The organism is Erythrobacter sp. S43, from assembly GCF_057364955.1.
The window spans coordinates 2729171-2741665 of record NZ_CP200285.1; the positions used below are offsets into that span (position 1 = coordinate 2729171).

The window sequence follows — 12495 nt, forward strand, 5'->3', positions numbered from 1 at the left end:
GCCCCCATAAGTCAGACGCTCGGCGCAGCCAACCCGCCACGCATAACGAATTGGCGGTTATTCCCGACCCAATAGGCAATTGCAGTCAAAAGTGCATAGGCTGCGAGTGCCTGAGAATAGAAGAACAGGCCCGCTTCCTTGGGTTCCGGTCCGAACCAGTTGACCGCTTGAAGCACTAACATTGCGACCAACAGGATTACCGGTGGCCCTACCGGTCCACGCGTGCGGCTGAGATAAAAAGCAAACGCTGCGAGCGTCAGGCCGATTTCAAGCGGTATCTCGATCATCGGGTGGTTCCAAAGACCGAGACCATACTTCTCATCGCCACCCATCATTGTGAGGTCAGGGCGATGGGCCAGCCAATCAAAGAACCAGTGGCCCAAAACCACCAATCCGGCCAAGAATGCGCCAAGCAAGCTACGCTGCCAAATCAGGATAAGGAGCGCGAACCCGAGCGCCCATAAGCTCGAGCCAAGCAAGCTGTGCGTGTAAGGGATGTAGTAAAGATCATAGGGGATCATCACCGTCGCGCCCGGGTCCATCCGCATCTTTTCGATACCAAGAATGCAGAAGGTGAAGAATGCCCAGTCAACCAGCTGGCCAGCAACGAAGAAGGTCGCAAGTTTGGGTCCTCTGGTTGTGACTGCCGCGGCAACGAAAGCTGGCGCGAGATGCCCAATGAACATACGATCGATTACCCCCGAGTCTGATTTGTTTGTTTCGTTAGTCGCAGGGTTATCATCGTCGCAACGGCGCTTGTCGTTCCGGTCGCGAATGCTCCCCAGATAATGTCCAAGATGCTCACTTTTGTGGCCCAGACTTTGAAAACCGCCTGACTGGTCAGATCAAATGTAGCGTAGCAAAGCGCGCCGAGCAGAATGCCATTCAACAGCGCCACCTTCACGTTGCCGCTTTCAAGGCCTGGGCGGACAGCAAACCAGACCATGCCGGCGAGATAGATGAAGTAGAAAGCCGCAGCCGCGCCTATGTTGAATTCATCGGCCATGATTTCACCAATGATCGGTCGATAAAGGTTGGGCCCCGCCCAGTTCAGCCACATTGCATCCAAAACCCCGAAGACTATCGCGGCGGCCAAGTATGCGGTGATCCATCTCATTTTGTGTCGTCCCAGTGATTGCTGTGCCTTGACCGGGCTGCACCGCGCGGCCAATGGTCTGACGCATGGACGAGGGCAAAGGTTCCGCTGGCGCAGCGGATGACATCGCGAATATGAGTTTTGAGCAGGCGCTGAGCGCGCTCGAGACGATTGTGCAGCAGTTGGAACGGGGCGACGTGCCACTGGACGATTCGATTGCTCTCTATGAGCGAGGCGAGAAACTGCGCGCGGCCTGCCAGAAACGGCTGGATGCGGCGCAAGCCAAGATCGAGAAGATCGTGGCAGGCGCGGACGGCACGCCAAGCGGCACAACGCCACTCGATCCGGACAACTGATATGAGTGTTGTCGAGATAGGCGGTGACCTGCTCAAATCTGGCCTGAAAAAGGTCCAGGATGAAATCGACTCTGTGTTCGATGCGTTTCTGCCAGTGCCCGGAGATACGCGCGCCCGGCTGGTTGATGCCATGCGATATGCAGCGATCGGCGGCGGCAAGCGTGTGCGGCCGCTCTTGCTGGTCAGCACGGCTTCTATGTTTGGCGTTGATCGCACGGCAGCCTTGCGCGCTGGTGCGGCTGTGGAGGCTATCCACGTCTATTCGTTGATCCATGATGATCTGCCGTGCATGGACGATGATGATCTGCGTCATGGCAAGCCGACTTTGCACCACAAATTCGATGAGGCGACCGCAGTGCTTGCGGGCGACTCTCTCCACGCACTGGCGTTCGAGATTCTCGCAGATTCTGGCACCAGCAGCGATCCCTTCACACGCAGCGAACTGATCGCCACGCTCGGCAAGGCCAGCGGCATGGACGGCATGGCTGGTGGCCAGATCATGGATATGGTCGCCGACGAAGAGGGCGTCGACTACGACCTGCCGACCATCACTCGACTGCAGCAGCTCAAAACCGGTGCCTTGTTGGCAGCAAGCGTCGAGATGGGCGCGATCCTTGGCAAGGTTCCTCCAGAGGGCAGGGCGCATCTGCGTGCCTACTCGCGCGATATTGGTTTGGCGTTTCAGATCGCAGACGATCTTCTTGATGTGACAGGTGATGCCGAAAAGGCAGGCAAAGCGCTGCGCAAAGACGAGGAACAAGGCAAGCAGACCTTTGTTACTCTCATGGGTATAGACAAAGCCCGCGAACAGGCGCGCGCTCTGGTCGATCAGGCGGTCGCGCATTTGAGCAACCACGGCGAAGAGGCCGAAATGCTGCGCGCCGTTGCGCGGTTTATTGTGGAGCGCGATCGATGAAGAACAGCGGACTGTGTGCACTGGGCCTCGCTTTGGTCCTGGCGGCCTGTTCGGCGGAAGCTGACGAGGTTGATCACGGCGCGATGGGCCATGGAGCCGAAACAATGGATCACAGCGAGCACATGATGAACGGCCCGCTGTCAGACAAAGCGGTGAAGGACAAAAAAGAAGCCGCAGAAATGCTGGTTGCGCGCTTCGGTGTTGAGGCTTGCGGTGATGCCGATTTGGTCGGCTCGTTGCGCCGGACCAGTCCGGAAGAAGGCGAAACGATGATGCGCGCGTACAAAGCGCCGGTCGCCTGCGCCGAAGAAACCATCGCTGCGATAAAGAAGACTGGTTTTGAAGAGGGCGAGGCCGGTGTATTCACCGGAACATCTGCCGATGGCGCAGCCGAGGAGATCAAAATCAAAATGATCGGTGAAGGTGACGACGCTGCCGCGACCGTCGAATGGCAAGCGATCACAAAATGAGCGAGCGGATTGGCATCTATCCCGGCACGTTCGACCCCATCACTTTGGGCCATGCCGACATTATCCGGCGCGGGGCCAAGCTGGTTGACCGCCTGATTATCGGTGTGACTACCAACCCGTCCAAAAACCCGATGTTCTCCACAGAAGAGCGTTTCGCAATGGTGGAGCGCGAGGTGAAGAACCTTGGTCTCACCAATGTCGAAGTGGTCGGCTTCAATGCGCTGCTGGTCAAGTTTGCCCAGAAACAGGGTGCGAGCGTGATTATTCGGGGGCTGCGCGCCGTCGCTGATTTCGAATACGAGTACCAGATGGCTGGCATGAACCAGCAGCTGGACGACGCGATTGAGACGGTCTTCCTGATGGCAGACGTGTCGCTTCAACCGATCGCATCGAAGCTGGTGAAGGAAATCGCTCTTTATGGCGGCGATATCACGCCGTTTGTCAGCCCTGATGTCAGGGATGAGGTAGTGGCCCGCGTAGAATCGGTTGGGCCTAAGGGCGATTATTGAGGCGATGTCGGCCTGAAGACAGTGCTGTCGATTGAGGTCTGATCATTCATTGCAGTGTCAGGCGCGCGCCGTTAAACCGCGATCAACTTGGACAACTTTGTGATGCACCACATGATCAAATCAACGCTTTGCGCGATTGCTGCGCTCACCATTCTCACATCTCCTACAGCTGTTTTGGCGCAGGATAGCGAAGACGGTGAAGATACCATTCTGGCCAACAGAACGTTTTCAAAAATCAACTATGACAAGACAGAGGACCGGGAGAACGTCTGGTTACTCGATCTGTCCAATGGTGAACGGGTGACCATCCGTCTGATGCCTGAATGGGCGCCAAGCCATGTTGAGCGCATCAAAACACTAACCCGTCAGGGCTTTTATGATGGCATCATCTTTCACCGCGTGATCGATGGGTTCATGGCTCAGGGCGGCGACCCGACCGGCACCGGGACGGGCGGTTCCCAGCTTCCCGATCTGAAAGCAGAATTCAACGCGATGCCGCATGTTCGCGGGTCGCTGTCTATGGCGCGTTCGAACGAAGAAGACAGCGCAAACAGCCAGTTCTTCATCGTATTCTATCCGCGTTTCAGCCTCGATAAGCGCTACACCAACTTTGGCCGCGTGATCGAGAATATGGGCGCTGTCGATGCGATCAATCGCGGGGAACCACCTGCGAACCCGACGCGCATCCTTCAGGCTTCGCTTGCCAGCGACAACAAGCCGCAGGCGACGAGCGCACCGCCGCAAATTGAGCCGGAAATCACGGCCGATTTGCTCAATGCACCGCTGGAAAACGAGTAAGCCGTTTCCAATAGCGCGCACTCGCGCTAGGCGCGCTGGCCATGAAGGTCGACCTCTTCGATTTTGAACTGCCGCAGGAGCGCATAGCCTTGCGCCCGGTGCGCCCCCGTGATGCAGCGCGCATGCTGTTTGTCCAGGGGCAGGATGCGGCCTTTCAGGATAAGGGTGTTCGCGACCTGCCAGACCTATTGGAGCCGGGCGATGTGCTGGTCTTCAACGATACAAGGGTAATCCCGGCGCAGTTGCAGGGGCGACGTGCGGGCGGCGAGGCGCGCATTGGCGCGACATTGCACAAGCGGCTCGATCTGCGCCGTTGGCAGGCCTTCGTAAAGAACGCGAAGAAGGTGAAGGAAGGCGACCAACTGATCTTCGGTGGCGGTGTCACCGCGATAGCTGAAGCGCGTTTCGCCGATGGCAGCCTGACCTTGTCATTCGAAGGCGACGAGCCTGTTGAAGTGCTGCTGGACCGCGCTGGAACCATGCCATTGCCCCCATACATCGCGGGCAAGCGCGGCGTCGATGAGCAAGACCTGTCCGACTATCAGACGATGTTCGCGAAAGAGGATGGCGCGGTCGCTGCGCCAACCGCGTCGCTGCACTTTACCGATGAGCTGGTCGCCGCTCTTGATGCGCGCGGGATCAAGCGCGAGATGCTGACGCTGCATGTCGGCGCGGGTACGTTCCTGCCGGTCAAAGCCGACGACACAGACGACCACCAGATGCACTCCGAGTTTGGTCGGATAAGCGAAGAAACTGCAGATCGACTGAACTCGGCGCGCGCTGCGGGTGGACGCATCATCGCGGTCGGCACAACTGCACTGCGCCTGCTTGAAAGTGCCGCGCGGCCCGACCGCACCATCGCCCCGTTTGAAGGCGACACCGCCATCTTCATCACCCCGGGCTACACCTTCAACGGCGTCGACGGATTGATGACCAATTTCCATCTGCCGAAATCGACTTTGGTCATGTTGGTCAGCGCGCTAATGGGGCGTGAGCGGATGATGGCGGCGTATGAACACGCAATCGCCAGCGAGTATCGCTTCTATTCCTATGGTGACTCATCCCTGCTGCTGCCCTAAGCGGCAAGGGATGTCTGATCCCATTCTCTCCATTTCCGGACTGACAAAGGTTTACGCGGGCGGCGTGAAAGCGCTCGATGGCGTTGATCTCGATATTCGCAAGGGCGAGATTTTCGCACTGCTTGGCCCCAATGGTGCGGGGAAGACGACGCTGATCGGATCGGTGTGCGGTATTGTCAGGCCGACAGCAGGCGCGATGACTGCATTCGGTCATGACCTTTCCCGTGACTGGCGCAAGGCGCGGGCACGGATTGGGTTGGTTCCTCAAGAACTGAGCACCGACATGTTCGAAACTGTTTTCCGTACGGTAGCTTACTCGAGAGGCCTCTTCGGATTCGCACCCGATAAAGGACGGATCGAGGAAATTCTGCGGTCGCTCAGTCTCTGGGAGAAGAAAGACAGTCAGATCCGCGAGCTTTCCGGCGGGATGAAGCGGCGCGTGCTGATTGCCAAGGCGCTGGCGCACGAACCCGAACTGCTGTTTCTCGATGAACCAACCGCTGGTGTGGACGTGGAGTTGCGCAAAGGCATGTGGGAGCAGATCAGTGCCCTTCGCGAGCGCGGCACGACAGTTATCCTCACCACGCACTATATCGAAGAGGCCGAAGAGATGGCCGACCGTGTGGGCATCATTCGCGGGGGCAAAATCCTGATGGTGGATGAGAAGTCGGCGATGATGGAGCGGTTGGGCCGCACCGAAGCGGTGATTGCGCTTTCGCAGCCGCTTGCTGAACTGCCTGAAACCATCTCGGCCTTTCCTGTCGAGTTGCGCGAGGGCGGCACTGAGCTTTGCTATCGCGGCGGTGACGGATCAGGGAAGGGGCGTGAGGAAATCGCGGACCTGACCAAGGCGCTTACCCGGGCCGGCATCGATTATCGCGGCATCGACATCCACGACAGCTCCCTTGAGGACATCTTCGTTGGACTGCTGTCCGAAGAGGAGGCCGCCTGATGTCTTTTAACGCCCGCGGTGCCTGGTCGATTTATCAACGCGAGTTGATGCGCGCGATGCGTACGGCGTTCCAGTCAATCCTTTCGCCAGTGCTCACGACGTCGCTCTATTTCATTGTGTTCGGCACGGTGATCGGTGCGCGGATGGAGCCAATTAATGGGGTTGAATATGGCGCGTTTATCATTCCCGGCCTGTTGATGCTGACATTGCTTGGTGAGACGACCAGCAATTCCAGTTTTGGCATTTATATGCCGCGCTTTACCGGCACAATCTACGAATTGCTCTCGGCCCCCGTTGGTGTGGCGGAAACGCTGATCGGCTTTGTCGGTGCGGCTGCGACCAAGGGGCTGATCCTCGCGGCGATCATCCTTGGCACCGCGACATTCTTTGTCGATTACACGATCAAACACCCGTTGTTGGCGGTCGGCTACATCATGCTGGTCGCGGCCAGCTTCTCCTTGTTCGGGTTCATTCTTGGCATTTGGGCTGACAGTTTCGAGAAGCTTGGGATTATCCCTCTGTTGATCCTGACGCCGCTGACCTTCCTTGGTGGCACTTTCTATGCAATCAGCGATCTGCCAGAGCCTTGGAGCGCCGTTGCGCTGGCCAACCCGATCGCGTTTTTAGTGAGCGGGCTGCGCTGGACATTTTATGGCACGTCGGACGTGTCGATATGGGTGTCACTGGGCCTGACGCTGGGCTTCCTGGCAGTTTGCACCGCGATCATTGCCTACATCTTCAAAACGGGATGGCGCCTGCGCGAGTAGGTTCCCGCGCAGGCGAAGCCGGACTAGTTCCCGCCGCCAGCCAACATCTTTTCAATCTCGGCGACTTCTTCATCGGTAAGAGGCTGCGAGATCAGTGGCGCAGCGGCAACGGAGCCGGCCGCCGTAGGCGGCAGTGAACTGGGGTCGAAGTCCTCAACTGACGCAGCCATTTCAACGTCGCGTTCAGGCTGGGACATTGCAGGCCCAGTGGGCCGGACAGTACCCGATTGCCGATTGCCCTCTACGCGCACTCGGTCCGTGGTGCGTGGTGGTTCAGGCTGCCGCGTAACAGCAGCAATCTGTGGACGCGGAACGAATTTGGCAATGATTGCAAACTTCGGCAACACATCGGCATCGGTCAGCTCATAGGCGCCATTGCGGTCATACTTGAATGTGAACTGGCCGCTTTCTTCTTCAACGACCCTGACATCCAGACCGGCCGCAAATCCCTTGGTCGACTTGAGCGTCTCACGCCCGTAAACAATGCCGCGCACGAACAGCACGGGCTCCTGGAGATCGGAGAAGAAAGCGCCGCACTCGCCATTGCGTGTGAGTATTTGCAACTCATCGCGCGCAAGAAAGCGCTGCGAAATGTCTTCAATTGCGTAGACGCTGGCAGACTGGAAGTTCAGCCCGGCATCAACGGATGTTTGATTGAAGACACCTTGAAATGGTGCAGGGATACCAAGATCGGTGTTGAGATTGGAGGTTGAGCTCCATCGTGGCATCGTGGACCACGGCTCAACCGGCAATTCGTTGTCATCGAGCGAGCAACGACGCGTCATCAGGTCCAGCGCATTGCTGGCCGAAAGCACTGATCCGAGTTGATAGGCAGGGCCATTCAACGCCACCAAGCGATAACTGACATTTTCGCCAGCGGTTTGGCCGGTCGGCCCGCCCAATTGTCGTTGAAGCGTGCTGGCCAATTCTTTCTTGGCATCGAAGTAACTGATCAGTTTCTTCGTTGATGTGTCGATGACCGGGCCGGGATTGGCGGCGCATGATGCGAGCGCCAATCCTGAGACAGCGAGTAGCATGGCATTACGAATGATCATTGATGGCCCCCATTTCCTTCCATCGTGAGTTCGATTTCCGCGTTCTGTAACGCGTTTTGATACACTGACACTCGCATCCTTGACAGAACCTGTCTAGGCGCTGTGGCGATGACCGAACGATTTAAGTTTACCCTTGAAGCGACCGATGGGCGCGCGCGTACCGGGCGGATCGATATGCTGCGCGGATCGATCGCTACGCCGGCGTTCATGCCGGTCGGCACCGCCGCGACGGTTAAGGCAATGAAGCCCGAAAGCGTGCGAGCAGTTGGCGCTGATATCATTCTTGGCAACACCTATCACCTGATGCTGCGCCCCGGTGCGGAACGCATGGCGCGCCTAGGCGGTCTGCATTCCTTTATGAATTGGCAGCGCCCGATCCTGACCGATAGCGGCGGTTATCAGGTCATGAGCCTGTCTGAGCTGCGCAAGCTGACGGAACAAGGCGTCGAATTCCGCAGCCATATTGACGGCTCAAAGCACATGATCTCGCCCGAGCGATCGATGGAGATCCAGCGGCTCCTTGGCTCGGACATTGTAATGGCTTTCGATGAATGCCCGCGCGCGGATCGTCCGCGGGACGAAATTGCCGAGAGCATGGAGCTTTCCATGCGCTGGGCAAAGCGGTCTCGCGCTGGATCTCGATGCGGGCGAGGAACACGCCGCCCGCTCGGCCTTGTTCGGTATCCAGCAAGGCGCGCTTCATGAAGATTTGCGAAAGGTCAGCGCTGACAAGCTGATCGATATCGGGTTTGACGGATATGCTGTAGGCGGACTTGCCGTTGGTGAGGGCCAAGAAGCCATGTTCGGTGTGCTCGATTATGCGCCGGAGATGCTCCCGTCAGATAAACCGCGATACCTGATGGGCGTTGGCAAGCCAGACGATCTGGTCGGCGCGGTCGAGCGTGGGATTGATATGTTCGATTGCGTGCTGCCAACACGGTCTGGCCGCAACGGGCAAGCGTTTACATGGAATGGGCCGATCAACCTGCGCAATGCGCGATTTGCCGAGGATCTGGAGCCACTTGATGCGGACTCGGATTGTGCAGCGTCGAACAGCTATTCGCGCGCCTATTTGCACCATTTGATCAAGTCGAACGAGATTTTGGGCGCCATGCTGGTGACCGAACATAATTTGGCGTTCTACCAAGCCTTGATGCGCGCGATGCGTGGTGCCATTGCGCAAGGGACATTCGATCAATTCGCCGCCGATTTCAGGCGCAACTATCTTGGAAGCAATTAACCCCATGCCCAAACTGCCCGATGATTGCTTGGATATGCGTGATGTGCGCGAAGGCGTCGACGCGACTGATCGTGAGCTGGTTGCGCTGTTAGAGCGCAGGTTCGGCTACATGCGTGCGGCCGCACGGATCAAGGAAACGCGCGAGAGCGTGCGCGATGAAGCCCGCAAAGCTGCTGTGATCGAGGCCGCGGTGGCCGATGCAGAGGCGCGAGGAGTTCCCGCCGATGTGATCGCGGATATCTGGGAACGGCTCGTCGAAGGCTCGATCGCCTACGAATTTGGCGAGTGGGACCGGACCCGCGCCTGAAGCTGGCCGTGCATTGAAAAAGACCATCGGTATTGAAAGAACGACCGGGTTGCTTTTTACAACTTTATGGTCATTCTGGGTTCATTAGTAACTGCCCAGACGCTTTGCGGTAGGTGCTGAAAGTTGGGGGAAAATCATGGGTGCTTGGGGAAGCTCTTTTTCAAAATTCAAGGCTGCGGGAGCGGTCGCATTCATAGGGATCGGTGCTGCGGCGCTGTCCTGGTCTGCTCCGAGTGAGCTTCGCGCACAGAGCAATGGTAGCGCAGAGGAAGCTCAGATAAATGTCACCAACTGGTGCAGCTTGCCCCCTGGGGCAGAACCGGGCCCCAATGAAGCCATTTTCTACACAGAGAAAAATTATAATTTCGACCCCGCTGTTTCCCAAGTGGATTGCTACAAGCGGAAGATCGGAGACAATTACGATCGCGCCGCGCAAGATGACACAAAGCCCGTGCTATCCGGTCGCAATAATAGTCCAAGAGTGCGATCGGTAAAGGTCGGCTCGAATGTTCGATTGGAAATTTGCGAGAAAAAGCGGTTCGCTGGCAAATGTCACACATTCGAGCCGGGTTCTCAAATACCGGATTTCAAAGCCGCGAACTTAAGGGATTTCAGCGGGCGGTCGTACAAAATGACTCGCGTCGTCAAACGCGATTGTCCGACGCGGATAGCACCGGGAAGTGATCGCGGTGCTTTGCTGGATTGCGACGGTCGCCCTGTGCGCCAGCGTGCGCCCCTTGCCGCGGACGATGCTGATATCTGCTTTAACACAACCGGGCGTTGCCAACGGCATCGGATCGGAGCGCGCGGTGACGTGTCCCCAGACCAGCGGGTTACCTATACCATCGCAAGAGTGGGAGCGGGCGCAAGGATTCAGATTTTCCGGGCTTCAAACTTTACGGGCGAATCGGTCATTATCGATCAAAATTTCACCGGTGAAGTGATCCCGTTTAAGTCATACGCTGTCCTGGCCAATGGCGAAGCGCCGTTGGCCCGCAAGGAATCCACTCGCGAACGGTATGCGCGCGAAGATGCCGAGCGTGAGGCCGCCAGAGTGAAGGCGGAAGAGGAAGCCGCGGTAGAGCGCAGGCGTCTGGCTGCCGAGGCAGAGGCCAGGGCAGCCGAAGCAAGGGTAAAAGCTGCGGAGGCGGAATCGAAAGCCACTCAGTTGGCTGCCAATGGGCAGGGCGGCGGCGTCGCTGACATCACTTACGAACCTATTGTAGCGCCTAAGCTCGGTGGCGGCATCTTTGATACGCCATCTTCATATGTGTTTCGTTCGAATGCACCGCTGATTGACCTCGCGATGACAGATGTGAGCGGGCTTTCAATGAGCACTATCCGTCCGGCCAATGCGGCGGCGGGACGCGCGCTCGCAAACAGTATTGAAGCGCAACGCGCTCAGCGTATTGATTTTGCCCTGCGCTATGGTGGCACGCTGCTATACGCACCTGCAAATAATGATGTGATGATATACGCCGCTCAAAACGGAACGTCCCTCAATATTTCGCCAGACTTCACCGCAATCGAATCCTCTTTTGCCTTTAACAATGGTGCGAGGCCTTTTCTGTTCATGCTGACTAGAACTGGCCAACTTTTTTCGGCTGCATTTGATGTGCAAAACGGAAAGATAACCAGAATTTCGTATTCGACTTTCGCTGAGGTGGCGAATCTGAGTATTAGTTCCCATGGCTACACCAGCCTAAGCAAAGTCAGCGAGGGAGAGTTCTTCTTGCTTGACCACAATGGAGTGATCGATCGGATCCATATTCAGAATCAGCGTTGGGTGAGAACTTCGAACAAACCGAATGTGGACTTGGCCAAAGTCAAAGCTCTGCGCCTGAATGGTGATTTCAAGGTCATCGGGCTGGCGCCTGATGGAACGCTCTATGATCTAGGGAGAATGGGCGACGGCGAACCCAAGCAACTCGCCACCAATGTTCGCGACTTCTCAGAATCGTCGGGACGCCTTGCTATCATCTCCTCAGAGACGGGCCAAATGACGAAAAATGGCAATGTCGTTGGCGGGGAGGGCACATTTCGCAATTTCATCGGTAATGGCGAAAAGGTTTGCCTGATCCAAAACGGAAACGGGAAAATCTACAATTGCGGCTCTTGATCGGCTGACGCTGTTAGAGAAACGCAGAAAGGGAGTTCTCGTCGTTCTGAGAGGCGGTCGCTGATGCTGAAGGGCGAGGTATTCCTGGGGACGTCGTCGGCCAGATTTGGGAAACGCTCGTCGAAGGCTCGATCGCCTACGAATTCGATGTCTGGGATAAGACCCGGACCTAACTCTTTCCAAGAAACGCCGGGAGCCGGGCTTTCTTCCGCTCGCGGTTCTTTGGATTGATCGAATTGGCCATTGAGGCGACCTTCTTCTTCCATTTTTCCGCGTTCTTTTCGACGCCACCATCCTTGATAGGGGCTGCGACCATAAACCGGACTGGGTTGAAGCCGACAAAACCCAGAACCTGGCCCTTCCAACGCCGGATAATGGAATTGCCGTAAAGCAGGCGTAGAAAGAACGCTGGCGTATCCATAGTGGCGATCACATCGGCCGAGCGGCCTTCCAGATACTTGTCCCAGGTGGCACTGCCTTCACGGAACTGGTACATGAAGCCGGGCAGGAACAACCGGTCGATCAGACCTTTTAGCTCTGCCGGTTCGGCGCCCCACCACATGGGAAAGGCGAACACAGCGTGGTCACACGCGTCGAAGGCTTCGGCCAAAGAGGATATGTCCGGCTCCCAATCCGTCCGCTTGAGATATCCGTGCCGCAAGATTGGGGTGAACTTCATATCGCGGACATTTACACGAGTGACCGTGTAGTCCGGAGGCAATGCCTCCTGATAGAGATCCAGAAGATGCGAGGCGAAGCGGCCCTCGTCCGGATGACCGTCGATCAGCAGAATATTGAGCGCCATGGTTCCCCCTTAAGAGCGGCCGAGGT

The 12495-nt window shown here is 57.2% G+C and carries 14 protein-coding genes and 1 pseudogene; 11 read left to right on the forward strand and 4 right to left on the reverse strand.

Annotated features, from left to right (window positions below; translation table 11 throughout):
- Nucleotides 1–11: 11 nt before the first annotated feature.
- Nucleotides 12–686 carry a hypothetical protein gene (locus AC0V6K_RS13475; RefSeq protein ID WP_472623071.1) on the reverse strand — a complete coding sequence of 225 codons (675 nt, stop codon included), beginning with the start codon at nt 684–686 and terminating at the stop codon, nt 12–14.
- An 8-nt stretch (nt 687–694) separates the two neighbouring features.
- Nucleotides 695–1117: a DUF2177 family protein gene (locus AC0V6K_RS13480; protein ID WP_472623073.1), complete on the reverse strand. Its 423-nt coding sequence runs from the start codon at nt 1115–1117 to the stop codon at nt 695–697.
- A gap of 65 nt (nt 1118–1182) precedes the next feature.
- On the opposite strand from AC0V6K_RS13480, the gene AC0V6K_RS13485 reads away from it, so the two are divergent.
- The 8 genes from AC0V6K_RS13485 to AC0V6K_RS13520 all read left to right on the forward strand — a co-directional run bounded on the left by AC0V6K_RS13485 (nt 1183) and on the right by AC0V6K_RS13520 (nt 6943).
- A complete protein-coding gene (locus AC0V6K_RS13485) occupies nt 1183–1452 on the forward strand; it encodes an exodeoxyribonuclease VII small subunit (RefSeq protein ID WP_472623075.1) in 270 nt (89 codons plus the stop codon).
- A gap of 1 nt (nt 1453) precedes the next feature.
- On the forward strand, nt 1454–2368 hold the full coding sequence (locus AC0V6K_RS13490) for a polyprenyl synthetase family protein (RefSeq protein ID WP_472623077.1): 915 nt from the start codon (nt 1454–1456) through the stop codon (nt 2366–2368).
- Complete coding sequence (locus AC0V6K_RS13495) at nt 2365–2838, forward strand: hypothetical protein (RefSeq protein ID WP_472623079.1); 474 nt, start codon at nt 2365–2367, stop codon at nt 2836–2838. The genes AC0V6K_RS13490 and AC0V6K_RS13495 overlap by 4 nt, the downstream gene beginning before the upstream one ends.
- Nucleotides 2835–3347: a pantetheine-phosphate adenylyltransferase gene (gene coaD / locus AC0V6K_RS13500; protein ID WP_472623081.1), complete on the forward strand. Its 513-nt coding sequence runs from the start codon at nt 2835–2837 to the stop codon at nt 3345–3347. The genes AC0V6K_RS13495 and coaD overlap by 4 nt, the downstream gene beginning before the upstream one ends.
- A gap of 111 nt (nt 3348–3458) precedes the next feature.
- Nucleotides 3459–4145, forward strand: coding sequence for a peptidylprolyl isomerase (locus AC0V6K_RS13505; RefSeq protein ID WP_472623083.1), 687 nt, complete (start codon nt 3459–3461; stop codon nt 4143–4145).
- A 41-nt stretch (nt 4146–4186) separates the two neighbouring features.
- Nucleotides 4187–5224 carry a tRNA preQ1(34) S-adenosylmethionine ribosyltransferase-isomerase QueA gene (gene queA, locus AC0V6K_RS13510; protein WP_472623085.1) on the forward strand — a complete coding sequence of 346 codons (1038 nt, stop codon included), beginning with the start codon at nt 4187–4189 and terminating at the stop codon, nt 5222–5224.
- A 10-nt stretch (nt 5225–5234) separates the two neighbouring features.
- Nucleotides 5235–6176 carry an ABC transporter ATP-binding protein gene (locus tag AC0V6K_RS13515; protein WP_472623087.1) on the forward strand — a complete coding sequence of 314 codons (942 nt, stop codon included), beginning with the start codon at nt 5235–5237 and terminating at the stop codon, nt 6174–6176.
- The gene (locus AC0V6K_RS13520) at nt 6176–6943 is read left to right on the forward strand and encodes an ABC transporter permease (RefSeq protein ID WP_472623089.1); all 768 of its coding nucleotides are present in this window, start codon (nt 6176–6178) and stop codon (nt 6941–6943) included. The genes AC0V6K_RS13515 and AC0V6K_RS13520 overlap by 1 nt, the downstream gene beginning before the upstream one ends.
- 23 nt (nt 6944–6966) lie before the next feature.
- On the opposite strand, the gene AC0V6K_RS13525 is transcribed toward AC0V6K_RS13520, so the two are convergent.
- On the reverse strand, nt 6967–7998 hold the full coding sequence (locus tag AC0V6K_RS13525; RefSeq protein WP_472623091.1) for a hypothetical protein: 1032 nt from the start codon (nt 7996–7998) through the stop codon (nt 6967–6969).
- Nucleotides 7999–8106: 108 nt separating this feature from the next.
- Between AC0V6K_RS13525 and tgt the strand changes: the two are divergent.
- From tgt to AC0V6K_RS13540, 3 genes and pseudogenes are all read left to right on the forward strand, one after another.
- Nucleotides 8107–9238, forward strand: a pseudogene (gene tgt / locus AC0V6K_RS13530) (tRNA guanosine(34) transglycosylase Tgt).
- A gap of 4 nt (nt 9239–9242) precedes the next feature.
- The gene (locus tag AC0V6K_RS13535) at nt 9243–9545 is read left to right on the forward strand and encodes a chorismate mutase (protein ID WP_472623093.1); all 303 of its coding nucleotides are present in this window, start codon (nt 9243–9245) and stop codon (nt 9543–9545) included.
- A 136-nt stretch (nt 9546–9681) separates the two neighbouring features.
- A complete protein-coding gene (locus tag AC0V6K_RS13540; protein WP_472623095.1) occupies nt 9682–11664 on the forward strand; it encodes a beta/gamma crystallin domain-containing protein in 1983 nt (660 codons plus the stop codon).
- Nucleotides 11665–11833: 169 nt separating this feature from the next.
- Here the strand turns inward: AC0V6K_RS13540 and AC0V6K_RS13545 are convergent, their stop codons facing one another.
- Nucleotides 11834–12469 carry an NAD(P)H-dependent oxidoreductase gene (locus AC0V6K_RS13545; protein ID WP_472623097.1) on the reverse strand — a complete coding sequence of 212 codons (636 nt, stop codon included), beginning with the start codon at nt 12467–12469 and terminating at the stop codon, nt 11834–11836.
- Between the last annotated feature and the right edge of the window lie 26 nt (nt 12470–12495).

Coding starts and splice junctions, on each gene's coding strand:
- AC0V6K_RS13475 (WP_472623071.1), bottom strand. CDS start 686: ATGTTCATTGGGCATCTCGCGCCAGCTTTCGTTGCCGCGGCAGTCACA.
- AC0V6K_RS13480 (WP_472623073.1), bottom strand. CDS start 1,117: ATGAGATGGATCACCGCATACTTGGCCGCCGCGATAGTCTTCGGGGTT.
- AC0V6K_RS13485 (WP_472623075.1), top strand. CDS start 1,183: ATGGACGAGGGCAAAGGTTCCGCTGGCGCAGCGGATGACATCGCGAAT.
- AC0V6K_RS13490 (WP_472623077.1), top strand. CDS start 1,454: ATGAGTGTTGTCGAGATAGGCGGTGACCTGCTCAAATCTGGCCTGAAA.
- AC0V6K_RS13495 (WP_472623079.1), top strand. CDS start 2,365: ATGAAGAACAGCGGACTGTGTGCACTGGGCCTCGCTTTGGTCCTGGCG.
- coaD (WP_472623081.1), top strand. CDS start 2,835: ATGAGCGAGCGGATTGGCATCTATCCCGGCACGTTCGACCCCATCACT.
- AC0V6K_RS13505 (WP_472623083.1), top strand. CDS start 3,459: ATGATCAAATCAACGCTTTGCGCGATTGCTGCGCTCACCATTCTCACA.
- queA (WP_472623085.1), top strand. CDS start 4,187: ATGAAGGTCGACCTCTTCGATTTTGAACTGCCGCAGGAGCGCATAGCC.
- AC0V6K_RS13515 (WP_472623087.1), top strand. CDS start 5,235: ATGTCTGATCCCATTCTCTCCATTTCCGGACTGACAAAGGTTTACGCG.
- AC0V6K_RS13520 (WP_472623089.1), top strand. CDS start 6,176: ATGTCTTTTAACGCCCGCGGTGCCTGGTCGATTTATCAACGCGAGTTG.
- AC0V6K_RS13525 (WP_472623091.1), bottom strand. CDS start 7,998: ATGATCATTCGTAATGCCATGCTACTCGCTGTCTCAGGATTGGCGCTC.
- AC0V6K_RS13535 (WP_472623093.1), top strand. CDS start 9,243: ATGCCCAAACTGCCCGATGATTGCTTGGATATGCGTGATGTGCGCGAA.
- AC0V6K_RS13540 (WP_472623095.1), top strand. CDS start 9,682: ATGGGTGCTTGGGGAAGCTCTTTTTCAAAATTCAAGGCTGCGGGAGCG.
- AC0V6K_RS13545 (WP_472623097.1), bottom strand. CDS start 12,469: ATGGCGCTCAATATTCTGCTGATCGACGGTCATCCGGACGAGGGCCGC.